The organism is Mycobacterium szulgai, from assembly GCF_002116635.1.
Taxonomy (GTDB): domain Bacteria; phylum Actinomycetota; class Actinomycetes; order Mycobacteriales; family Mycobacteriaceae; genus Mycobacterium; species Mycobacterium szulgai.
Window position 1 is genome coordinate 1 of record NZ_LQPW01000069.1, and the last position, 24062, is coordinate 24062.

The following is a 24062-nucleotide window of genomic DNA, read 5'->3' on the forward strand; positions in this document are numbered from 1 at the left end:
CCCCGGCCCCCCGTGGTGGCCCCGCCACCGCTGTCGGAAACCGCACCCCCGCCGGCGCCGTGGGCCGATTTCGCCAAGCCGCCGGCGCGAACGCGCCCGAGTCCGAATGACCGCGGCTGGCGCCGCATCGTCCGGCTGATGACGTTCGGCCTGGTCAGGCCCGGCCCGTCAGCCGCGCAACGCGAGGCCGCCCAGTTCGAAACAGCCATCCGAACCGGCCTACGCGGCAATCACAAGGTCGGCGTGCTGGGTAAGGGCGGTGTCGGGAAAACGTCCGTGGCGGCCAGCGTCGGGTCGATCCTGGCCGAACTGCGCCAGCAGGACCGCGTTGTCGCGATCGACGCCGACACCGCGTTCGGCCGGCTGAGTAGCCGCATCGATCCGCAAGCCACCGGCTCGTTCTGGGAACTGACGGCCGATAAGAATGTGCAGTCGTTCGCTGACATCACCGCGCGAGTGGGCCGCAATCCCGTCGGTCTGTACGTGCTGGGCGGTGAGCCGGCCTCCGGTCCGCGCCGGGTGCTCGATTCGGCGATCTACCGGGAAGCCGCGCTGCGGCTGGATCGCCATTTCTCGATTTCGGTCATCGACTGCGGGTCGACGATGGATGCGACGGTTACCCAGGAAGTGCTGCGCGATCTGGACGCGCTGATCGTGGTGTCGTCGCCGTGGGCCGACGGTGCGTCGGCCGCGGCCAAGACCCTGGAGTGGCTCTCCGATCACGGCCTTACGGGTCTGCTGCAACGCAGCATTGTCGTACTCAACGATTCTGACGGTCACGCCGACAAACGCACCCGGTCGCTGCTGGCCCGCGAATTCGTCGATCACGGACAGCCCGTAGTCCAGGTGCCCTTCGATCCGCACCTGCGGCCGGGTGGTGTCATCGATGTACGCCATGAGCTGGCTGCCGCGACACGGCTGAAGTTCTTACAGATCGCGGCGACGATCACCGGTTATTTTGCGTCGCTTTCTGACGAGGCGCGCGAGGGCCGGCCGGCGCGCTAACCGATTGAGTCACATCCGCCACAGTGGCCCTCGCAGGAGGTAACACTCCTTTTGCCCGGCTAGTCGTATGTCGCCCGAAGCAGAGACGGCTGTGCTAGCTGCGACTTCGGTCGGCCCGTCTCGCCGGCCTCGTCGCGTCAGGGCTGTAGCCCGAATCGCGCCGACGGGTCGGCCGTCGCCTCGATCTTGGTGACGAGACGACTGCGGATCGTCAGCACGATCACGGCAAAGAGCTGCCGCTCGGCGAACGCCAACACGACGGGCTGGCCAGCGGGAGCGCTGACCAGGGTGACGCCCGGTCCCAGATACCGCAGCAGGTTGCTTCCCACCGCATCCGGCCCGTGATTGATCTGCGGCGGCGGCGACGGCTCCGCAAGAATCGTTCCAACCCCCCAGACGGTCGGGTCCAGTACCGCGGTTAGCGCCGCCAGGTCGCCGTTGGCGCAGGCGGTGATGAACTTCTCGGTGACCAGCTGGTGCTCGCCGTGGTCGACCTCCCCCAACTTCGGTTGTGCCGCAGTGAACTTGGCCCGCGCGCGCCGGGCCAGCTGACGGCAGGTGCCCACCGGACGGCCGACCGTTTCGGCGATCGCGTCGAATGGCACTCCGAATACGTCATGCAGCACGAACGCCACCCGTTCACCTGGATTCAGCCGACGCAGGACTTCCAGCAGCGCAGTGCGAATTTCGTCGTCGAGGGTGATCCGGTCGGCCGGATCGAGATGCGGGCCGGGTTGCTCGATTTCACGAATGCGTTCATGGCGGGCCCGCGCCGACCGCACGTGATCGAGGCAGAGCCGGCTGGTCACGACGGTCAACCAGCCTCGCACGTCGTCGATTTCGTCGGGGTCGGTGCGGGACAACCGCAAAAACGCTTCTTGCGCAACGTCTTCGGCGTCACCGACATCACCGATTATCTGGTATCCGAGATTGACCAGATACGGGCGGTGACGGCGCCAAGCCTCCACCACGTGGTCACTCGGCGACGGGGCTGTGCTCATGACTTCTTGGACGATTCGGCGGCGCAAAAAGTTACTCGTTTCCACGGTAACTTTTTCATGCTGCGGCCCGTCCTGAGTGAAGAGCACGTTCTCGAACACATTCTCGACACAAAGGAGAGCCATCCCCATGACCATCGTGGTTACCGGAGCGACCGGCAATGTCGGCCGCCCCCTCGTCGCCGAGCTTGTCGCGGCCGGCGCCCCGGTGCGCGCCATCACCCGCACACCCGGCACCGCAGGGTTCCCGAAAGGTGTGGAGGTGGTCGGGTCAGTAGCTGACGCACTGCCGGGCGCCTCCGCCGTGTTCCTCAATTCCCGCGCGCTGGGCCCGGCCCTCGCCGATACGACCGCCCGCTCCGTGACAGCCGGCGTTACCAAGCTGGTCGCTTTGTCGGCCATCAACGCCGACGACGATTTCTCCCGGCAGCCCTCCCGCTTTCGCGGCGACCGCAACAAAGAGACCGAACAGTTCGCGGTTGAGTCCGGGCTCGCCTGGGTCAGCCTGCGGCCCAGCGTTTTTGCGACGAACTTCGCCGGGATGTGGTCAGCGCAGATCCGGGCCGGCGAAGTGGTGGCTGGACCGTATGGCTCCGCCTCCAGCGCGCCGATCGCGGAAAGCGACATCGCCGCGGTCGCCGCGCGAGCGCTGCTCACCGATGACCTCGTCGGGCAGAAGATCCCGATGACCGGTCCGCAGTCGTTGACCAATACAGAGTTGGTGGAGGTGGTCGGCGCCGCACTGCAACGCCCGTTGCAATACCGGGAGGCACCGCCGGAGTTGGTGCGGCAACGATTTATCAGCTTGGGGTTCACCGCCGGATTCGCCGACGCATACGTCGCCATGCTGGCCACAACGGTCGACCAGCCCGCACTGGTGACCAGCGACGTCGAGAAAATCCTTGACCGCCCGGCGCTGACATTCGCGGAATGGGTGTCGGCGCACCGGCACCTGTTCACCAACTAAGGAGCGGACGTGTCTGACAGCGTGAATCCACAACCCCCGCGCTACCTCAAGCCGATGAACAAAGTGATGATGGCGGTGCAAAAGCTGGGAATCCCGACGGGTCCGGCAATGGTATTGACCGTGCCGGGCCGCAAATCGGGGCATCCACGCAGTACACCGATGACGCCTTTTGAGTTCGGCGGCAGCCTTTACGTGGTGGCCGGGTATCCAGGCGCGGACTGGGCGGCGAACGCCCGCGCCGCCGGCACCGGCACGCTAGCCCGCGGACGGCGCTCCCGGCACGTCAAAATCGTCGAGTTGAGCCCCGACGAAGCCCGGCCCGTGCTGCGTGTATTCCCGGTCGAGGTACCGGTCGGGGTGGCGTTCGCCAAGCGCTCGGGCATGGTGCGCGACGGAACGCCCGACGAATTCGAGGCATTGGCCGGCCGGGTCGCGGTTTTCCGATTCGACCCGATCCAGGAATAGCCGAGCACAAACGAAAGCAGCGCGAGAAATCTTTCGATTTCTCGCGCTGCATACATGTTTGGCAGTTCACCGGCCCGGACCGCAGACCCCTCGAAGCAGCGGTCCGGATGCCCGAATGGGCACGTCGGTTATGCCGACCTGGCAGTCACCCGGTGGTCACGCACGGGGTAACCGTTGCGCTCCGCGAGGGACCGCAGTTGGCCCAGCGCGAATGCCCGCGCCCGGCCAGAGTCAGGAATGACCACCCCGGCCCACAGGCCTTCGGCGTTCGACGACTCGACGGCGTCGCGGGCACACATCCACCGGCGCGGGCACGCCCGGCACATGGTTTTGGCCTCGTCGTCCGGAGTCTCCGTCCAGCGGTCAGGGTCTTGGAAGCAAACGCCCAGCGGAACCTCGTGCAAGGTTGTCGTTGCGGTCATCATCTTTACTGCCTCCTGAAAGCGTTGCAGGTTTGTGGCTGCTGCTGCAGAACTGTATCGGACAAACCGTCGCAGTGCAACAGTTCATTCCATTCTGTGTGTCGAGCAGCGCTACGGCTGCGCCCCGGAAGGGCTCTCCGTACTGCGCTTTTCTCGCATTACCAGGTCTTATACCCCTCGGGTCAGCTATGTATCCGCGGAGAGACCGGGCGGACCGGCAGCTTTTCGTTGAACAAACTGTTTCGCGTTGCGATGGTTCAGGGTATGCTCAACCGTAGCGGCGGGCCGGTTTAGCCAGTAGGTCGCCGGTCCAGCCGTAGAGGCGGCCCCGGGCCAGGAAACGTAGCGAAGGTATGGCTTTGAAGGGGTGCAATGGTTAGCATGTTGAGAAGCGGAGCGAGCACCGTGCTGTCCCCTTTAGCACCCCCTTCACTGCCTGCGAGCGAGGAATCTGCGCAGATGCCTAATGCCGAGTCGACCATCGGTCGCGAACCGCAGGCCGGCACACGAATCGATGGCCCGCAAATCTCTGCGCAATATCTGGGTGCGGTGTCCGATGATGGACAGTGGCGGGTCGTCGACAGCAGCCCGAGCGGTATGTTCGTCGACGGACGACGCGAGGGCTCTGTGACCGTCAGCGACAAGACAACCGTCCGGTTCGGCGATCCCACTGGAGGCAAGGCGTTGACCTTCGAAGTCGTCAGCCCGTCGGCAGACGGATCGGAAGACCCGCCGGGCAACGAAGCCGATCCCGGTCTGGCGCGGGCGGGTGCAGCCGCCGCGGCGCGCCGTCGTGAACTCGACATCAGCCAGCGCAGCCTCGCTGCCGACGGCATCATCAATGCGGGCGCGCTCATCGCCTTCGAGAAGGGGCGCAGCTGGCCCCGCGAACGGACCCGGGCCAAGCTCGAGGAAGTGCTGCAATGGCCCGCCGGGACCATCGCCCGCATCCGTCAGGGCGAGCCGGCCGGACCGCAGACCGCAACCCCGGTCGCTGACGCGGCCCCGGAAGTGTCGCCCTCCGACGGCCCGGCGTCGCTCATCGCGCAGGCCGTCGCCGCTGCCGTGGATACCTGCAGTCTGGCCATCGCCGCATTACCGTCGCCCGAGGACCCCGATTTCACCGAACGTGCAGCACCGATCCTCGCCGATTTACGCCAGCTCGAAGCGATTGCCGTACAAGCAACTCGCATCAGCCGGATTACCCCGGAACTGATCAAAGCGCTAAGCGCAGTTCGCCGTCATCACGACAAATTAATGACACTCGGTGCGACCGCTCCCGGTGCCACCCTGGCGCAGCGTCTATATGCCGCGCGCCGGCGGGCGAATCTTTCCACTGCCGAGACCGCACAAGCGGCCGGAGTGGCAGAAGAAATGGTCGTTCGCGCCGAAGCCGAGGAAGCTTTGCCCGTCGAAGCGGCCGAGGCAATCGAAGCTCTCATCGCACAGATCAATTGAGGTCGATCCCCGGTGCCGTCATACGCTGAAATGCTCCGATTCAACACCCCGGGAACGCGGCCGTCACCGGCGATATTGCACCGTGCAGTTCTGCGTGCCGTGCGCGCGAAAGTGCCAGCCTCACCGAAAAATTCGTGCATCTACCCCCCTTGCAGCGCTGCTAAGCTCAACGTGCAGACCAAAGGGGCACACAAAAGAATAAGTGCCTATAAAACAGCGAGCGTAAGGAACCACTTAAATGTCCGGTAGCGGGATGTGCAGGACCACCAGCAACTTTATTTGGGGCCAGTTGTTATTGCTCGGTGAAGGCATCCCCGACCCGGGCGACATCTTCAACACTGGTTCGACGCTATTCAAGCAAATCACCGACAAGATGGGCCTGGCCATTCCGGGCACCAACTGGCTCGGCCAAGCTGCCGACGCGTATTTGAACCAGAACATCGCTCAGCAGCTGCGCGCCAAATTGATGGGCGATCTGGACAATCTCACCGGCAACGTGATCTCTGATCAAGCCAAATACGTCTCGAACACCCGCGACGTCCTACGCGCAATGAAGAAGATGATCGACGGCGTCTACAAGGCCTGCAAATGGCTTGAAGACCACCTGTGGATTGTCGGCGATGTCGCGTCGGTGGCGCTGGCCATCCCCTCGTGCGGGCTAGCGATGGCCGTCGTCGGCGGTGCGCTGCTCTACCTCACGATCATGACGGCCATGAACGCGGCCAGTCTGTTGGGAATCGGCGGCAATCTGCTCTCGATACTCTCGGGCCTGCCCAAGTTCCCTGGGCTGCCGAACATTCCGATCCCGGGGATCCCGGACATCCCGGGCCTGTGGCCGCCGCAGTTGCCCGACATCCCGATTCCGGGCCTGCCCGACATCCCCGGCCTGCCCGACTTCAAGTGGCCACCGGTCCCGGGCGTTCCGGACTTCAACCTGCCGATTCCGGGCCTGCCCGACTTCCAATGGCCGTCCATCCCGGGCTTCCCGGACCTCAACCTGCCGGACATGGGCGGGCTGATTCCCGGATTCCCCAGCCTCCCCGGGTTGCCCAGCATTCCCGACATGTTCCCCGGCCTGCCCGGCCTGGGCCAACTACTACCGGGCTTCGGCGGCAGCCTGGGCAAGCTGCCGACCTGGTCTGAGTTGGCTAATCTGCCCGACTTCCTGGGCGGCTTCGCCGGCCTACCCACCCTCAGCTTCGCCAACCTGCTCAACTTCGCGCAGTTGCCGGCCGTCAGTTCGGTGACCGCGACCATGGGGCAGCTGCAACAGCTGGCAGCGATGGGCGGCGGGCCGGGCCAGCTGGGCAGCATGGCCGGCCAACAGGCGCAGATGATTTCCTCGCAGGCTCAGCAGGGTGGCCAGCAACAGCAGGCGACGCTCGTCAGCGACGAGAAGAAGGACGACGAAGACGGCGCGGGCGCGGGCACGGCCGGTGCCGAGCGCGCACCGATCGACGCCGGTGCCGGCGGCGGGCAGCAGACTTCCGGCGGCACCGTCCTTTAAGCCAAATTCGTAGCCAGCCAAAGCCATCGCGAGTAAAAAGAAAAACGTAAAGGAAGGGTCCACCCCATGTCAGTTCTCAATGTCGTGCCTTCGTTCTTGAAGGTATTGGCGGGCATGCAGAACGAGATCGTCGGCCAGCTCAAAACCGCCACCACTACCCCGCAAGGGATTACCCAGCGCGTCATCGCCACCCACGGCACGTTCACGTCGAAGTTCAACGACGCGCTGCAGCAGGTCGAAACCAACCGCACCAACACCGGCGTCGGTCTGCAGGGGGTCACCGGCGGGCTGGCGACGAATCTGCTGTCGGCCGCCGGCGCTTACCTCAACGCCGACCAAGGCCTGGCCGGCATTATCGACAAGATCTTCGGTTGATCATGTCCGGTCCGCTCGCTACCGGTCGCGCGGGCCTCGTCGACGACGTCGTCGGCGTCGAGGTGACCATCGACGGCATGTTGGTGATCGCCGACCGGTTGCACCTGGTTGATTTCCCAGTCGCGCTTGGGATCCGACAAAACATTCCGCAAGAGGACCTCAGGGACCTCGTCTGGGACCAGGTGCAGCGTGACCTCACCGAGCAGGGAGTGCTGGATCATTTCGGCCAGCCGCATCCCGCGGTCGCGACGATGGTCAACACGCTCAGCAGACCGGACCGGGCTTTGGAGGGTCGCTGGTGGCGGCGCGACATCGCCGACAGCACCGGCGGAGTCATGGTGCGCTTCGTGGTGTGCCGGCAGGACGACACGCACGTCGTTGCGGTTCGCGACGGCGACATGCTGGTGTTGCAGTTCGTGGCCCCACAAGTGGGCCTGGCGGGCATGGTGAACACCGTGCTGGGCGACGCCGAAGCCGCGAACGTCGAGCCGCTGACCGGTGTCGCCAGTGAATTGGCCGAGTGCACGACGGCGGCTCAACTGGTCCAGCATGGCGTCACGCCCGCCACCGCGCGCATCTACGCAGAAATCGTCAGCAACCCAAGCAGCTGGGTGGAGATCGTCGCCAGTCAACGTCATCCCGGCGGCACCACCACGCACACCCAAGCCGCGGCCGGTGTGCTCGACTCCCAGCACGGCAGGCTGGTTTCGCTGCCGCGCAGGGTCGCCGGCGAACTGTACGGAAGCTTCCTGCCCGGCACCAAGCAGAATCTGCAGCGCGCGCTGGACGGCCTGCTGGAGCTGCTACCCGCGGGATCCTGGTTGGATCGCACTTCGGATCACGCCTCGGATCACGCCCAAGCCTCCTTCCGAGGCTGACTTCCAATCTTCGGTTACGAGTTCAGAAAGGGACGCCATAGTGGACCTGCCCGGGAACGATTACGACAGCGACGATCTGGGCGCACTGGATTTCTCCGGAGGCGGCGCCGTCGAAGAGTCGTCGCTTGACGCGCTCGACGATTTCGCGCCGCCAGTGCAAACCGACGATTCTGGAACCGACCTGGACGCGCTGCATGGGCTCACCGAGAAGGAGGAAGAGCCCGACCTGGCGTTGTTCACCGTCACCAACCCCCAAGGGTCGGTGTCGGTTACGACGATGATGGACGGCCGGATTCAGATGGTCGAGGTGACGGACAAAGCGTCGAAGATGTCCGAATCGGCACTGGCCGAAGAGATATTCGTGATTGCCGACCTTGCCCGGCAAAAAGCGCGCGGGGCCCAGCACACCTTCATGGTGGAGAACATGAGCGAGATGACGGGCGAGGGCGAAGAGCAAAGCGCCATGCTGCTCGATTTCCTGCAAATGACCCTGAATCTGCCGACGCCGGAACAGGCAGCGGCCGCCGAAGCAGAAGTGTTCGCCACCCGTTACGACGTCGACTACACCTCCCGCTACAACGGTGATAAATGACTGATCGCCTGGCCGGTCTATTCGAGAGCGCCGTCGGAATGGTGCCGTTGTCGGAGACGCGCGCCATGGACATGTTCACCGAAATCACCAATTACGACGAGTCGGCGTGCGACGCGTGGATCGGCCGGATCCGTTGCGGCGACACCGACCGGGTGACGCTGTTCCGGGCCTGGTACTCACGGCGCAACTTCGGGCAGCTTTCGGGCTCGGTGCAGGTTTCGATGAGCACGCTGGGCGCACGCGTTCCCATCGGGGGCCTCTACGGCGACATCACCTACCCGGTCACTTCACCCTTGGCGATCACCATGGGATTTGCCGCAAGCGAAGCGGCACAGGGCAATTACGCCGACGCCATGGAGGCCATCGAGGCCAGCGCGGTGGGTGGCTCCGAGCATCTGGTGTCGTGGATGAAGGCAGTGATCTACGGCGCCGCAGAACGCTGGACCGATGTCATCGACGAGGTCAAGGGCGCCGGGAAATGGCCGGACAAGTTCCTGGCCGGTGCGGCAGCCGTAGCGCATGGGGTGGCGGCGGCGAACCTGGCCTTGTTCACCGAAGCCGAACGTCGACTCACCGAGGCCAACGACACGCCGGCCGGCGAGGCCTGTGCGCGCGCGATCGCGTGGTACCTGGCGATGGCCCGGCGCAGTCAGGGCAACGAGGACGCGGCCGTCGCGCTGCTGGAGTGGCTGCAGACCACCCACCCGGACGCCAAAGTGGCGGCGGCGCTGAAAGATTCGTCGTACCGGTTGAAGACGACCACCGCCGAACAGATCGCCTCCCGTTCGGATCCCTGGGACCCGGCCAGCGTCGTCACCGACAACTCGGGCCGCGAGAAGCTGCTGGCCGAGGCGCAGGCCGAACTGGATCGCCAGATCGGCCTCACCCGGGTCAAGACACAGATCGAGCGGTACCGGGCGGCAACACTGCTGGCCCGGGTTCGCGCTGCCAAGGGCATGAAGGTCGCCCAGCCCAGCAAGCACATGATCTTCACCGGTCCTCCCGGTACCGGCAAGACCACGATCGCGCGGGTGGTGGCCAACATCCTGGCCGGGTTGGGTGTCATCTCCGAACCTAAGCTCATCGAGACGTCGCGAAAAGACTTCGTCGCCGAATACGAGGGGCAGTCGGCGGTCAAGACCGCCAAGACCATCGACCAGGCGCTGGGCGGGGTGCTGTTCATCGACGAGGCCTACGCATTGGTCCAGGAACGCGATGGGCGCACCGACCCCTTCGGGCAAGAGGCGATGGACACTCTGCTGGCGCGGATGGAGAACGACCGGGACCGGCTGGTGGTCATCATCGCCGGCTACAGCAACGACATCGATCGGCTGCTGGAAACCAATGAAGGCCTGCGATCGCGATTTGCCACCCGCATCGAGTTCGACACCTACAGCCCCGAAGAGCTTCTAGACATCGCCAAAGTCATTGCCAGTGCCAATGATTCGACATTGACCACCGAAGCCGCCGACGAGTTTCTGGAGGCGGCCAAGGTGCTGCATGACCGTACGCTGCGCGGCCGCGCGGCCCTCGATATCGCCGGGAATGGCCGGTACGCACGGCAATTGGTCGAGGCCGCCGAGCAGTGCCGGGACATGCGTCTGGCGCAGGGCCTCGACATCGAGGCTTTGGACGTGGATCGTCTACAAGAGATCAACGGCGCGGACATGGCCGAGGCGATCGCCGCGGTCCATGCCCACTTGAACATGAGAGAGTGAACAATGGGGCTTCGCCTGACCACCAAGGTTCAGGTTAGCGGCTGGCGCTTCCTGCTTCGCCGGCTCGAGCACGCCATCGTGCGGCGCGACACTCGCATGTTCGACGACCCACTGCAGTTCTATAGCCGCTCGGTGGGGCTCGGCATTGTGATCGCCGTATTGATCCTGGTCGGCGCCGGGCTACTGGCTTACTTCAAACCCCAGGGCAAGATGGGCGGCACCAGCCTGCTCACCGACCGCAGCACCAACCAGCTGTATGTGATCTTGTCGGGGCAGTTGCATCCGGTCTATAACCTGACCTCGGCGCGGCTGGTGCTGGGCAACCCGGCCAGCCCCGCGACGGTGAAGTCCTCGGAACTCAGCAAGCTGCCACTGGGCCAGACGATCGGGATCCCCGGGGCCCCCTACGCAACGCCGATTGCCGGCGACAGCAAGTCGATCTGGACCCTGTGCGACACCGTCGCCCGGGCCGACACCGCCAACCCCTCGGTCCAAACCGCGGTGCTGGCAATGCCTTTGGCAATCGACCCGTCGATCGATCCACTCAAAGCGAACGAGGCGCTGCTGGCGATCTACCAGGGCCAGACCTGGATCGTCACCTCCAAGGGGCGGCACTCGATCGATCTCACCGACCGGGCGATCGGCTCGGCGATGGGAATCGCGGTCAGCGCCAAGCCCGTGCCCATTTCCGAAGGCATGTTCAACGCGCTGCCCAACATGGGCTCCTGGCAGCTGCCGCCGATACCGGGCGCGGGCACGCCGAATTCGCTCGGGCTGCCCGACGATCTCGTTATCGGCTCGGTATTCCAAATCCACAGCGACAAGGGCCCGCAATACTATGTGGTGCTGCCCGATGGCATCGCGCAGGTGAATTCGACCACCGCCCAGGCACTGCGGGCCACTCAATCGCACGGCCTGGTTGCGCCGCCCGCAGTGGTGCCGAGCCTGGTCGTGCGAATCCCCGAACGGGTTTACGGCTCACCGCTGCCCGACGAACCACTAAAGCTCACATCACGGCCCGATGAGCCGGTGCTGTGCTGGAACTGGGAACGCGCGGCCGGTGACCAGGCGCCCAAGACAACTGTGCTCACCGGCCGGCACCTGCCCATTCCGCCGTCGTCCATGAATGCCGGCATCAAGCAGATACAGGGCACCGCAACGGTTTACATCGACGGCGGCAAGTTCGTGCAGCTGCAGTCACCCGATCCGCGGTACGGCGAATCGATGTATTACATCGATCCCGAAGGGGTTCGCTACGGAGTGCCCAACGCAGATTCGGCCAAGGCGCTGGGGTTGAGCTCACCCAAGACCGCACCCTGGGAGGTCATCCGCCTGCTGGTTGATGGGCCGGTGCTGTCCAAGGAAGCCGCCCTGCTCGAACACGAAACACTGCCCGCTGACCCGAGCCCCCGAAAACTTCCCGCCGGCGCCACCCCCGGAGCTCCACAATGACGACAAAGAAATTCACCCCCACGATCACGCGCGGTCCCCGCCTGACCCCGGGCGAGATCAGCCTCACGCCACCGGATGACCTGGGCATCGATATCCCGCCCTCGGGTGTGCAGAAGGTGCTTCCGTACGTGATGGGCGGCTGCATGGTCGGCATGATCGCGATCATGTTCGCCGGCGGCAAGCAACTCTCGCCGTACATGCTGATGATGCCGCTGATGATGGTCATGATGATGGTCGGCGGCATGGCCGGTGGCACCGGCGGTGGCGGCAAGAAGGTGCCCGAGCTCAACGCCGACCGCAAGGAGTACCTGCGTTATCTGGCCGGGCTGCGCTCGCGGGTGACCTCCTCTGCCAGCTCTCAGGTCGCGTTTTTCTCCTACCACGCTCCCCATCCGGAAGATCTCCTGTCCATCGTCGGCACCCAGCGGCAGTGGTCGCGGCCGGCCAACAGCGACTTCTATGCGGCCACCCGCATCGGGATCGGTGACCAGCCGGCGGTGGACCGGCTGCTCAAGCCCGCCGTGGGCGGCGAACTGGCGGCCGCCACCGCAGCACCGCAGCCGTTCCTGGAGCCGGTCAGCCACATGTGGGTGGTCAAGTTCCTGCGCACCCACGGGCTGATCCACGATTGCCCAAAACTGTTGCAACTGCGCACCTTTCCCACCATCGCGATAGGCGGGCACCTAGACGGAGCCGCTCGCCTGTTAACCGCGATGATCTGCCATCTGGCCGTGTTTCACCCGCCGGACCTGTTGCAGATCCGGGTGCTCACCGAGGATCCCGACGATCCGGACTGGTCCTGGCTGAAGTGGCTGCCGCACGTTCAGCATCAAACCGAGACCGATGCCGCCGGCGCGGTCCGGATGATCTCCACCCGCCCCGACGGGTTGGCCGATCTGGCCGCGCGCGGTCCGCATGCACCCGACACGCTGCCCACCGGACCTTATGTCGTCGTCGTCGATCTGACCGGCGGCAAGGCCGGCTTCCCGCCCGACGGCCGGGCCGGCGTCACAGTGATCACGCTGGGCAACCACCGCGGGTCGGCCTACCGCATCCGGGTCGATGAGGACGGAAGCGCCGACGACCGCCTGCCCGGTCAGGCTTTCCGGCTGGTGGCCTCGGCCGCCGACAGCATGACGCCACAACAGGCCACCCGCCTGGCCAGGAAGCTGGCCGGGTGGTCGATCACCGGCACCATCATGGACAAGACACAGCGCGTCCAGAAGAAGGTGGCCTCGGAATGGCATCAGTTGGTCGGCGCTAAAACCGTCGAGGACATCGTCCCGTCCCGCTGGCGGATGTACACCGACACCGACCGGGACCGGCTCAAGATTCCGTTCGGGCACGAACTGAAGACCGGCAACGTGATGTACCTGGATATCAAGGAAGGCGCGGAATTCGGCGGCGGGCCACACGGCATGCTCATCGGAACCACCGGCTCCGGAAAGTCGGAATTCCTGCGGACGCTGATCCTGTCGCTGGTGGCTATGACCCACCCGGATCAGGTGAATCTGTTGCTCACCGACTTCAAGGGCGGCTCGACCTTCCTGGGTATGGAGAAGCTGCCACACACCGCGGCCGTGGTCACCAACATGGCCGAGGAAGCCGAGCTCGTCAGCCGGATGGGTGAAGTGCTGACCGGCGAACTGGACCGTCGCCAGGGGATCCTACGGCAGGCCGGCATGAAGGTGGGCGCCGCCGGCGCGCTCTCGGGTGTGGCCGAATACGAGAAGTACCGCGAGCGCGGCGCCGACTTACCCCCGCTGCCAACGCTTTTCGTGGTTGTCGACGAGTTCGCCGAGCTGCTGCAAAGTCACCCCGACTTCATCGGTCTGTTCGACCGGATCTGCCGTGTAGGCCGGTCGCTGCGGGTGCACCTGCTGTTGGCCACCCAGTCGCTGCAGACCGGCGGCGTTCGCATCGACAAGCTCGAGCCCAACCTCACCTACCGTATTGCCCTGCGTACCACCAGCTCTCACGAGTCCAAGGCGGTAATCGGTACCCCGGAGGCGCAGTACATCACCAACAAGGAAAGCGGTGTCGGGTTTCTTCGGGTCGGCATGGAAGACCCGATCAAATTCAGCACCTTCTACATCAGCGGTCCGTACGTCCCGCCCGCCGGCGCCGACACCAACGGCGACGGCAGCGGGCCCAGCCGGCAGGCGCCCAAGCAGGCTGTGCGGATCCGCAAGTTCACCGCGGCACCGGTGGTGGAGGAGACGTCACCCGATGGCGGCCCCAACGGAAGCCCCAATGGGGAGTCCGGGCCCGTCGGTGGGGCCGGCAACGGGGCTGATGCGGATGCGATCGAGGGAGCACTGACGCGATGATCGCGCCGGTGACGATGCAGAGCGTAGCGATGAGAAGGAGCGGCGCCAATGACCCCCGCCACTGAGACCAGGACGCTGCGCGAGGTGGTGCTGGACCAACTCGGCACCGCCGAATCGCGGGCCTACAAGATGTGGCTGCCGCCGCTGGTGGATCCGACCCCGCTCAACGAGCTCATCGCGCGCGACCGGCGGCAGCCGTTGCGCTTTGCCCTGGGAATCATGGACGAACCCCGCCGCCACCTGCAGGACGTATGGGGTGTGGACGTGTCCGGGGCGGGCGGCAACATCGGCATAGGTGGAGCGCCCCAGACGGGGAAGTCGACCCTGCTGCAAACGATGGTGATGTCGGCCGCGGCCACTCATTCGCCACGCAACGTGCAGTTCTACTGCATCGACCTCGGCGGCGGCGGTCTGATCTACCTGGAGAACCTGCCGCACGTCGGCGGGGTGGCGAACCGGTCGGAGCCCGACAAGGTCAACCGGGTGGTCGCCGAGATGCAAGCCGTTATGCGGCAACGAGAGCAGATGTTCAAGGAACACCGGGTGGGGTCGATCGCGATGTATCGACAGCTGCGCGAGGACCCCAGCCAGCCCGTCGCCGCCGACCCGTACGGCGACGTCTTTCTGGTCATCGACGGCTGGCCGGGTTTTATCGGTGAGTTCCCCGACCTGGAAGGACAGGTCCAGGATCTGGCCGCGCAGGGACTCGCGTTCGGCGTCCACGTCATCATCTCCACCCCCCGGTGGACGGAACTGAAATCCCGGGTCCGCGACTACCTGGGCACCAAGATCGAATTCCGGCTCGGCGACGTCAACGAAACCCAGATCGACCGCATCACCAGGGAAATCCCGGCGAACCGGCCGGGGCGCGCGGTGTCGATGGAAAAGCATCACCTGATGATCGGGGTGCCCCGGTTCGACGGCGTGCACAGCACCGAGAACCTGGTGGAGGCGATCACCGCGGGAGTCGAGCAGATCGCCGCCCAGCACACCGAACAGGCACCGCCGGTCCGGGTTCTGCCGGAACGCATCCATCTATACGAGCTCGATCCGAACCCACCCGGCCCGGACGCCGACTACCGCACCCGCTGGGAGATCCCGATCGGGCTGCGCGAGACGGACATGCAGCCGGCATACAGCCACATGCATACCAACCCGCACCTGCTGATCTTCGGTGCGGCCAAGTCCGGCAAGACGACGATCGCCCATGCGATCGCCCGGGCGATTTGCGCTCGCAACAGTCCCGACCAGGTGCGCTTCATGCTCGCCGACTACCGCTCCGGGCTACTGGACGCGGTGCCGGATTCGCACCTCCTGCAAGCCGGCGCGATCAACCGAAACAGCTCGAGTCTGGACGAGGCCGTTCAGGCGCTGGCCGTCAACTTGAAGAAACGGCTGCCACCGACCGACCTCACCACCGCACAGCTGCGCTCGCGGTCGTGGTGGAGCGGATTCGACGTCGTTCTTCTGGTCGACGACTGGCACATGATCGTTGGAGCCGCCGGTGGGATGCCCCCAATGGCGCCATTGGCACCGTTATTACCGGCGGCGGCGGATATCGGGTTGCACATCATTGTCACCTGTCAGATGAGCCAGGCCTACAAGGCAACCATGGACAAGTTCGTCGGCGCCGCATTCGGGTCCGGTGCTCCGACGATGTTCCTTTCCGGGGAGAAGCAGGAGTTCCCCTCAAGCGAGTTCAAGGTCAAGCGGCGGCCTCCTGGCCAGGCATTTCTCGTCTCACCCGACGGCAAGGAGGTCATCCAGGCCCCCTACATTGAGCCCCCGGACGAGCTCGCAGAATAAGTGTTCGCAGCACCCCCAACCCCCGGTTAGGATTATTTCATTGCACCGGAGCAGGGCCCCGAAGCTCATCGAAATCGAGCCCGGAAGCACTGCCGGCAAGTTGTTTCCGGCCAGGAACGAACGGTTTATGTCGGGGACGCAAATAAACGAATACCAGGCAAATGCAGAAATGTCAGACGATAACGACAGCACCGCCGCAGTCGTCCTCTGACAGCCCCGACTTAAAGACACGTCGCAACCCAGAGAGGAGTGGTCACGATGTTCTGGCACGCAATGCCACCGGAGCTGAACACGGCACGCCTCATGGCCGGCGCCGGTCCGGCGCCGATGCTCGCGGCAGCCACGGGGTGGGCGGCGCTGGCCGCGGCCCTCGACGCTCAGGCCGTCGAGCTGACCGCACGGCTGAACTCTCTGGGGGAGGCCTGGACCGGCGGCAGCAGCGACAAAGCGATCGCGGCCGCGCTGCCGATGGTGACCTGGTTGCAAACCGCCTCGACGCAGGCCAAGACACGCGGCCTGCAGGCAACCGCGCAAGCCGCCGCGTACACGCAGGCGATGGAGACCACGCCGTCGCTGGTGGAGATCGCCGCCAACCACATCACCACCGCGATCCTGACGGCCACCAACTTCTTCGGCATCAACACCGTGCCGATCGCCTTCAACGAGATGGACTACTTCATCCGCATGTGGACCCAGGCCGCCGTGGCGATGGACATCTACCAGGCGGAGACGCTGGCCAACACGTTGTTCGAGAAGATCGAGCCGATGACCTCGATCCTCGATCCGGGGATGAGCCAGAGCATGTCGTCCACCAGCCCGCTCCTGGGCATGGCTTCTCAGGTCACCGGCGTTCCCGCCGAGCAGCTTCAAGCCACCGCCGGGCAGGTCGCGCAGTTGAGCGGGCCCATGCAGCAGTTGAGCCAGCCGGCCCAGCAGATGTCGTCGATGTTCAGCCAGATGGGCAGTTCTGGCGGCACCGGCACCGGCCTGGGCGACGACGGGGCTGAGATGGGTCTGGTCGGAACCAGTCCGCTGTCCAACCACCCGTTGGCGGGCGGATCGGGGCCGAGCACCGGCGCGGGACTCCTGCGCGGGGAGACCCTGCCCGGTGCCGGGGGGACGCTGGCGCGGACGCCGCTGATGACCGGACTGGTCGACAAGCCCGTCAGCCCTCCGGTGATGCCCGCCGCAGCCGCCGGATCGTCGGCGACGGGTGGCGCGGCCCCGGTCGGTGGCGGTGCGATGGGCCAGGGTGCCGGCGCCGGCGGCTCCACCCGCCCGGGCCTGGCCGCTCCCGCGCCGCTCACCCAAGAGCGGGAAGAACACGAAGACGACGACTGGGACGAGGACGACTGGTGAGTCGTGCCGGCACCACAGACTTCCCGGCCAACCGGGCCGGAAGACTTGCCAACCATGGCGAGGAATGGAAAGAGAGAAAGTAGTCCAGCATGGCAGAGATGAAGACTGATGCCGCTGCCCTCGCGCAAGAGGCAGGTAACTTCGAGCGGATTTCCGGCGACCTGAAGACCCAGATCGACCAGGTGGAGTCCACCGCAGCTACGTTGCAGGGCCAGTGGCAGGGTGCGGCCGGTCAGGCTGCCCAGGCTGCGGTGGTCCGTTTCCAAGAGGCGGCCAACAAGCAAAAGGCGGAGCTTGACGAAATTTCGACCAACATTCGTCAGGCCGGCGTCCAATACCAGCGGGCCGACGAGGAGCAGCAGCAAGCGCTTTCCTCGCAAATGGGCTTCTGATTAACCCCCAAATACTCAAAAGAAACGGAGCAAAAACATGACAGAACAGCAGTGGAATTTCGCGGGCATCGAGGCCGCGGCCAGCTCGATTCAGGGAAATGTCACCAGCATTCACTCGTTGCTGGACGAGGGCAAGCAGTCCCTGACCAAGCTTCAGTCCGCGTGGGCCGGTGCCGGCCAGGGCGCCTACGAGCAGGTTCAGCAGAAGTGGGACGCCACCGCTCAGGAGCTGAACTCCTCGCTGCAGAACCTGGCTCGTACCATCAGCGAGGCCGGTCAGCACATGCAGTCGACCGAAGGCAACGTCACCGGGATGTTCGCGTAGGTCAACACTACGTTCGCGTAGAATACCGAAGCACGAGATCGGGCGAGTTCAACCCCTCGGGGGATCTCGCCCCTTCTCGTGCTTTGTTCTATTGGCGAACTTCTGAGAGGTTCTGATGCCGGCCGATTATGACAAGCTCTTTCGGCCGACCGAGGGTACCGAGCCTCCCGAAGATGATTCCGAGCAGTCGTATTTCGGTGCGGGTGACTCCTACCCGCCGCCCCCCAAGCCCAACGGCGAGATGCCGCCGCCGATCGACTGGTCCCAGCCGTTCGCGTCGGCCCCGGCCAAGCCGGCCCCGGTAGAACCCCCCCCCGCACCGCCCGAGTTGCCCCGGAAGCAGGCCGAGCCTCCGCCGGAGGCGATGCCGGCCGGTGGCGCGTCCTCGGCCGGACCCAAATCGTCGGTGCCGCCGATGCCGATCGCCGGACCGGCGCCAGTCCGGCCGGCCGCGCCCGAAGCGCCGCAGGCCCCTCCCCCGATGCCCATCGGCGGACCGCCGCCCACGGCGCAGACCCCGCCGGCTGCCTCTGAGTCGCCGTTTCCGCCCGAATCGCTGTCTCCGCCCGAACCGCCGACGGCGGAACCCGAACCACCGACGGCGGAACCCGAACCACCGACGGCGGGACCCGAGCCGGCGCAAGCTTCCGCGGAACCCCAAGTGGCAGAACCTAAACCCTCCCCTCCGCCGATGCCGATCGGTGGGCGGCCGCCGGTGTCACCGGAACCGCCGCAGGGCGAGCCGGAACCACCACATGCCGAGGCTGTACCGCTGCCCGAACCACCGTCGCCGCCCGAACCACCGAAGGCAGCACCCGAACCACCGCCCGAACCACCGAAGGCAGCACCCGAACCACCGCCCGAACCACCGAAGGCAGCACCCGAACCTCCGCCGGCGCCACCGCAACCTCCGCCGGCACCCCCGAAGCCGCCGTCGGTGATACCGCAACCGCCGTCGGCGCTACCGACGACAGCACAGCCGTCAGCCGGAGGGCCGCCGATTCCGGCCGGACCGCGTCGGCCGGTCCAGCATCCAGCCCCGCCGCCGCCGCGCCCGGGTGCACATGAGCGGCCGTCGGGTCCCATACCGGCCACCCGACCCATGCAAATCGGAGGGCCGATCGCAGAGACGGCGCCCCCACGTCAGCCCCCGCCCGAGCGGCCGCCGGCCGGCGGACCACCCCACTCCCCGGACGTGCCCTCACTACCGCGGCGGCCGCGCGTCGCCGGTCCCCCGCAGCCGCCGCCGATTCCGCCCCCGCCTCCGCAAACTCCGCCGACGCCACGGGTGCGGCGCCACCGCTACCGCGAAGACGATGACGGCGGCGCCCCGTTCGCATGGCTGCCACAGGGCGGCCCTGCGCAGCCTCCACCCGCCGACACCACTCCTCTTGCCACACAAGACGATTCAACGCCCGAGCCAACGATCGGCCGGCGCGCCCGGCGCCGCGCCGAGGAGGCCGCGGCGGCTCAGTCCCCGGCCCCGGCGCCGCAACCGCCCCCAGCGCCGCAACCGCCCCCGGCGCCGCAACCGCTCATCGAGCCCGTTCCGGTTACTGCGCAGCCAACGCCCGCGAAGCCCGGCAAACTCGTGTCGAAACGAGGCTGGCGGCGCTGGGTGCACAAGCTGACCCGCATCAACTTCGGCCTCACCCGCGACGAGAAATACGAGTTGGACCTGCATACCCGAGTGGCCAGAAAGCCGCGCGGTTCCTATCAGATCGGGATCCTCGGCCTCAAGGGCGGCGCGGGCAAGACGACCACCACGGTCACGCTGGGCACCACGCTCGCGCAGGTCCGCGGCGATCGCATCCTGGTTCTGGACGCCGACCCCGGCGCGGGAAATCTTGGCGAGCGCGCGGGCCGTACGTCGCCGTCGTCCATCGCCGATCTGCTCGCGGACAAGGACTTGTCGCACTACAACGACATCCGCGCGCACACCAGCGTGAACGCGGCCAATCTCGAGATACTGCCGGCCGCGGAATACACCGCCGCCAAACGCGGACTCAGCGGACAAGACCTACGTCTGGCCGTCGACACCGTCTCGAAGTTCTACAACCTGGTGCTGGCCGACTGCGGCGCCGGCCTCTTCGACCCGGTGACACTCGGGGTGCTGGAAACGGCGTCGGCGATCGTGATCGTGACGAGTGTGTCGGTCGACAGCGCCAAGCAAGCCGAGATCGCCCTGGACTGGTTGCGCAACAACGGCTACCAGGATCTGCTGAGCCGCGCCTGCGTGGTTATCAACCACGTCGCACTGGGCGAAACCAACGTCGCCGAGAAGCAATTGGTGCGGCAGTTCCAACAACAAGTTCAGCCCGCACGCGTTGTGCTCCTTCCGTTCGACAAGCACATCGCGACCGGCGCCGAAATCCAGCTGGACCAGCTGGGCCCCGTCTATCGGCGACGGGTGCTCGAACTGGCCGCAGCGCTGTCCGACGATTTTGAAAGGGCTGGACGTCGTTGAGCGCACCTGCTGTTGCCACCGGCTCGACCGCCGCGGGGGCCACTCCGGCCAGGCCCGCCACCACCCGGGTGACGATCCTTACCGGTAAACGGATGACCGATCTGGTGCTGCCGGCGGCAGTGCCGATGGAAACCTACATCGACGAAACCGTCGCGGTGCTGGCCGATCTCCTCGAAGACACCCCGGCCGATATCCTGGCCGGCTTCGACTTCGGCGCCCAGGGCGTGTGGACCTTCGCGCGGCCCGGCTCGCCGCCGCTGAAGCTCGACCAGTCGCTGGACGAGGCCGGCGTTGTCGACGGGTCCTTGCTCACCCTGGTATCGGCGAGCCGCACTGAGCGATATCGCCCGCTGGTCGAGGACGTCATCGACGCCATCGCAGTACTCGACGAATCGCCGGAGTTCGACCGCAAAGCGCTGGACCGGTTCATCGCCGTGGCGATCCCGGTCCTGACCGTGCCCATAACCGCAGTCGCGATGTGGGCGTGGTGGGCCACCGGGCGCAGCCTGTTCTGGCCACTGGCCATCGGCCTGGTGGGCATCGCGGTGCTGGTGGCCAGTTTTGTGGCGCACCGGTTCTACCAGAATGCGCACCTTTCGGAGTGTCTGCTGCTGGCGGGCTATCCGCTGATCGCGGGTGCTGCGGCCATAGCGGTCCCGCTGCCGCGCGGGGTCACCTCACTGGGCGCACCCCAGCTGGCCGGTGCCGCGACCGCCGTCTTGCTGTTGACGCTGATGACGCGCGGCGGCCCACGCCAGCGCCACGAGCTGGGCTCGTTTGTCGTGATCACGATCATCGCGGCCATTTTCGCCGCGATCGCGTTCGGCTATGGCTACCAGCACTGGGTGCCGGCCGGCGCGATCGCCTTCGGGCTGTTCATCGTGACGAATGCGGCCAAGCTGACCGTGGCCGTCGCGCGGATCGCCTTGCCGCCGATTCCCGTTCCGGGCGAAACCGTGGACAACGAGGAATTGCTCGACCCCGTCGCCGCCGATCAGGCCACCAGCGACGAGACGCCGACCTGGCAGGCAATCATCGCGTCGGTGCCGGCGTCGGCAGCCCGGCTCACCGAACGCAGCAAGCTGGCTAAGCAACTGCTGATCGGCTACGTCACGGCCGGCACCCTGATCCTGGCGGTCGGTGCTATCGCGGTGCTGGTCCGCGGCCACTTCTTCATCCACAGCCTGGTGGTGGCGGGCCTGATCGCGGTGATCTGCGGATTCCGCTCGCGGCTGTACGCCGAGCGGTGGTGCGCCTGGGCGTTGCTGGCGGCCGCCGTCGTGATTCCGACGGGTCTGGCGGTCAGACTCACCCTCTGGTACCCGCACTATGCGTGGATGATGCTGGCGATCTATGTCGGCGGCGCGGTGGTCGCGCTGGTGATTGTCGGTTCGATGGCGCAGGTCCGCCGCGTGTCGCCGGTGATGAAACGGCTGCTGGAATTGCTCGACGGCGCCATGGTGGCGTCGATCATTCCGCTGCTGCTGTGGATCACCGGGGTCTACGACCTGGTGCGCAACATCCGGTTCTGAGGCGCTGCTAGAGGTTCGACGCGGTCGAGCTGGACGACGTGCTGCCACCGGCTGCGCCCGGCGGACCGGCAAGCGGAACGCTGCCCAGCATCCCGGCGCTCCCGGCGGCACCCGCAGCGGCTCCGCCTGCGGTTTCCTCATGCGCGGCGGCCTCGGTCTGCTCCTCGGTCTCGTCGTCCTTCTTGGCTTCCTCGGCCGGCTTGGCTTCGCCGGCATCTGGAGCCGGCGCTGGTGCGCCGCCGCCCTGCTGGCCGGCTTGCTGCGCGCTCTGACTGATGGTCTGCACGATCGGGGACATCTGCTGGCCCATCTGGGCGCCCATTGGGGCCAGCGTCACTAACTGCGGGATCGTCGCGGCAATGCGTGGCGCCAGCGCAGCGGCCTGCACGCCTACCGCGGCTCCGACCTGTGCTGCCACCGCTGCCGGGGCCCCGACCAGGCCCGCGGCCGCCCCCTCCGGCGTCCCCGCTGCACCCATCAACTTGGCCGCCGCACCCGTCACACCCCCGGCAGCACCGGCTCCCAGCGCATTGGCTCCCAGCGCATTGGCTCCCAGCGCCTGGCCGTCGGCGTCGAAGCCGAACTGCTTCAACGCGGCGCCCAGCGATTGGTCGGCTTTGGCATAGATGTCAGCGGCGGTCGTCATGCTGGTTGCCGTGCGCTTGAGGGCGGCGGTCACGCCCGGCATCCCGTCGGAAACCAGCGATTCGATGCCCGGCATGGTTTCGTTGATCGCTGCCGACACCGGGTCCGCCCCCGTCGCCGCGATCGGAGCGGGCGGCGTCGGAAAGGTCAGCTCGGTGAGCTTGCTCGCCGCCGAAATGAGGCGGGCGGGATCGACGGCTAGCGGTTCAGCCATCGCAGCATCCCTTCTCTACGTAACCCATCAGCAAATTTTACCCGAGGTGTGCGGACCGCCATTGCGGCAATTTCTGCGCTCAGGCGGCACCGGTGAGCGCGCTGTCGAGCAGTGTTGCGACGTAGCGCCAGTACATCCAGTCGGCGATCGCCGGACGCTGCGTCTCCGGGTCGGCTGCGCTATGCGCATGGTGCAAGGCCAGCTCCTGAGAGTGCACAGCAAAGGCGTGGAACGCCCGCAGGTGGGCGACCTCGCGACCGCTGGCCGAGCTGGTCATCGGCTTCATCAAGTCGAACCAGAACATGTGCCGCTCGTCGTCGGGCGGATTCTCGGCGGCCGGTGCCGGCGGCAGCAAATCGATCAATCGCAGATCATCGGTGTCGGCCAGCTGCGCCGCCGCCGACGGGTCGACCACCTCCAGCCGCGACCGGCCGGTCATCTTGCCGCTGTCGGGGATGTCATCGTCTTCGAGCACGATCTTGGCCGCACCCGGATCGGAGTTCGCCAGCTGCTCGGCGGTGCCGATCACGGCCCGCAGCTTGAGGTCGTGGTAGGCCGCCCAGCCCTGCACGGCCATGATCGGATAGGTGGCCGTTCGTGCCTTCTCGTCGGCGGGAATCGCGTGGTCGGCGCTGGCCATGTAGACCTTGGCCGGCAACTGAACCTCGTCGGGGATGTAGGCCAGCCCGTAGCTGTTGGCCACCACGATCTCCCCGTCGGTGGTCACCGCGGTGATCCAGAAGAATCCGTAGTCGCTGTCCCTGCGGACGTCGGCCGCATTCAACGCGGCAGCGATGCGCCGGGCCAATCGCAACGAGTCGTCTTTGCTGCCACGGCGCGCGGCCGCGGCGGCAGCGTCGCGCGCCCTGCGGGCGGCCGACACCGGGATCGACGGCGACGGCGTGATCGAATCCACCGATTCCGGCTTGTCTTTGTCGTGATCGTCGGGACGCTCGGGTGGGGGTGCCGGACGCGCAGGAGGGGCGGTGCGCGCGGAGGCGGCCCGGGGGGTCGCCGTTGCGGGCGCTTTGCCGCTCGGACCCAACGGTGCCCGTCCGCCCGCGGCACGCGAACCCGCGCCGGAGGCCGCAGCGGTTCCCGCACTCTGGCCCGAGCCGGTCGAGGCGCCGCCCCCGCCCGATCCGAACCCGCCCG

19 protein-coding genes and 2 pseudogenes are annotated in these 24062 nt (G+C 66.3%); 17 read left to right on the plus strand and 4 right to left on the minus strand.

The features are described 5' to 3' along the window. Positions 1-12: 12 nt before the first annotated feature. Complete coding sequence (locus AWC27_RS11930) at positions 13-1005, plus strand: MinD/ParA family ATP-binding protein (RefSeq protein ID WP_245847014.1); 993 nt, start codon at positions 13-15, stop codon at positions 1003-1005. A gap of 137 nt (positions 1006-1142) precedes the next feature. On the opposite strand, the gene sigI is transcribed toward AWC27_RS11930, so the two are convergent. Continuing rightward, positions 1143-2006 carry an RNA polymerase sigma factor SigI gene (gene sigI, locus AWC27_RS11935; protein WP_085670692.1) on the minus strand — a complete coding sequence of 288 codons (864 nt, stop codon included), beginning with the start codon at positions 2004-2006 and terminating at the stop codon, positions 1143-1145. 127 nt (positions 2007-2133) lie between these two features. Between sigI and AWC27_RS11940 the strand changes: the two genes are divergently transcribed. Further along, positions 2134-2970, plus strand: coding sequence for an SDR family oxidoreductase (locus AWC27_RS11940; protein WP_085670678.1), 837 nt, complete (start codon positions 2134-2136; stop codon positions 2968-2970). A gap of 54 nt (positions 2971-3024) precedes the next feature. Continuing rightward, entirely contained in the window at positions 3025-3435 is a 411-nt protein-coding gene (locus AWC27_RS11945) for a nitroreductase family deazaflavin-dependent oxidoreductase (RefSeq protein WP_085670693.1), read from the plus strand. Between the two features lie 128 nt (positions 3436-3563). Here AWC27_RS11945 and AWC27_RS11950 read toward each other — a convergent pair whose 3' ends face one another. Further along, the gene (locus AWC27_RS11950; RefSeq protein ID WP_085670694.1) at positions 3564-3857 is read right to left on the minus strand and encodes a WhiB family transcriptional regulator; all 294 of its coding nucleotides are present in this window, start codon (positions 3855-3857) and stop codon (positions 3564-3566) included. Positions 3858-4316: 459 nt separating this feature from the next. Here AWC27_RS11950 and espM point away from each other — a divergent pair, with 459 nt between their 5' ends. From espM to eccD, 14 genes and pseudogenes are all read left to right on the plus strand, one after another. Then, entirely contained in the window at positions 4317-5315 is a 999-nt protein-coding gene (espM, locus tag AWC27_RS11955) for an ESX-1 type VII secretion system transcriptional regulator EspM (protein WP_245847013.1), read from the plus strand. A 238-nt stretch (positions 5316-5553) separates the two neighbouring features. Beyond that, the gene (locus AWC27_RS11960) at positions 5554-6822 is read left to right on the plus strand and encodes an EspA/EspE family type VII secretion system effector (RefSeq protein ID WP_085670680.1); all 1269 of its coding nucleotides are present in this window, start codon (positions 5554-5556) and stop codon (positions 6820-6822) included. Between the two features lie 66 nt (positions 6823-6888). Continuing rightward, positions 6889-7197: an ESX-1 secretion-associated protein gene (locus tag AWC27_RS11965; RefSeq protein WP_085670681.1), complete on the plus strand. Its 309-nt coding sequence runs from the start codon at positions 6889-6891 to the stop codon at positions 7195-7197. A 2-nt stretch (positions 7198-7199) separates the two neighbouring features. Next, positions 7200-8075, plus strand: a complete 876-nt coding sequence (locus tag AWC27_RS11970; RefSeq protein WP_085670682.1) for an ESX secretion-associated protein EspG — start codon at positions 7200-7202, stop codon at positions 8073-8075. A gap of 40 nt (positions 8076-8115) precedes the next feature. Continuing rightward, positions 8116-8667: a DUF2694 domain-containing protein gene (locus AWC27_RS11975; protein WP_085670683.1), complete on the plus strand. Its 552-nt coding sequence runs from the start codon at positions 8116-8118 to the stop codon at positions 8665-8667. Then, complete coding sequence (eccA, locus tag AWC27_RS11980; protein ID WP_085670684.1) at positions 8664-10385, plus strand: type VII secretion AAA-ATPase EccA; 1722 nt, start codon at positions 8664-8666, stop codon at positions 10383-10385. The genes AWC27_RS11975 and eccA overlap by 4 nt, the downstream gene beginning before the upstream one ends. Positions 10386-10388: 3 nt before the next feature. Further along, positions 10389-11837 (plus strand): type VII secretion protein EccB, encoded by a 1449-nt coding sequence (gene eccB / locus AWC27_RS11985; RefSeq protein ID WP_085670685.1) that lies wholly within the window; start codon positions 10389-10391, stop codon positions 11835-11837. After that, positions 11834-14056 (plus strand): annotated as a pseudogene (gene eccCa / locus AWC27_RS11990) (type VII secretion protein EccCa); the annotation flags it as partial. The gene eccB and the pseudogene eccCa, both read left to right, overlap by 4 nt. Before the next feature lie 159 nt (positions 14057-14215). Further along, complete coding sequence (gene eccCb1, locus AWC27_RS11995; protein WP_085670686.1) at positions 14216-15973, plus strand: type VII secretion system ESX-1 FtsK/SpoIIIE family ATPase EccCb1; 1758 nt, start codon at positions 14216-14218, stop codon at positions 15971-15973. 258 nt (positions 15974-16231) lie between these two features. Next, positions 16232-17332, plus strand: coding sequence for a PPE family protein (locus AWC27_RS12000; RefSeq protein WP_085670695.1), 1101 nt, complete (start codon positions 16232-16234; stop codon positions 17330-17332). A gap of 89 nt (positions 17333-17421) precedes the next feature. Then, entirely contained in the window at positions 17422-17724 is a 303-nt protein-coding gene (locus AWC27_RS12005; protein WP_085670687.1) for a WXG100 family type VII secretion target, read from the plus strand. A 37-nt stretch (positions 17725-17761) separates the two neighbouring features. Beyond that, positions 17762-18049 carry a WXG100 family type VII secretion target gene (locus AWC27_RS12010; protein WP_083116128.1) on the plus strand — a complete coding sequence of 96 codons (288 nt, stop codon included), beginning with the start codon at positions 17762-17764 and terminating at the stop codon, positions 18047-18049. A 115-nt stretch (positions 18050-18164) separates the two neighbouring features. Next, positions 18165-20516, plus strand: a complete 2352-nt coding sequence (locus tag AWC27_RS33155; RefSeq protein ID WP_139836940.1) for a MinD/ParA family ATP-binding protein — start codon at positions 18165-18167, stop codon at positions 20514-20516. Beyond that, positions 20513-22048, plus strand: coding sequence for a type VII secretion integral membrane protein EccD (gene eccD, locus AWC27_RS12025; RefSeq protein WP_085670689.1), 1536 nt, complete (start codon positions 20513-20515; stop codon positions 22046-22048). The genes AWC27_RS33155 and eccD overlap by 4 nt, the downstream gene beginning before the upstream one ends. 7 nt (positions 22049-22055) lie before the next feature. Here the strand turns inward: eccD and AWC27_RS12030 are convergent, their stop codons facing one another. Both AWC27_RS12030 and AWC27_RS12035 read right to left on the minus strand, forming a co-directional pair. Next, complete coding sequence (locus tag AWC27_RS12030) at positions 22056-22907, minus strand: hypothetical protein (protein ID WP_085670690.1); 852 nt, start codon at positions 22905-22907, stop codon at positions 22056-22058. A gap of 79 nt (positions 22908-22986) precedes the next feature. Next, a pseudogene (locus tag AWC27_RS12035) lies at positions 22987-24062 on the minus strand (secretion protein EspK); the annotation flags it as partial.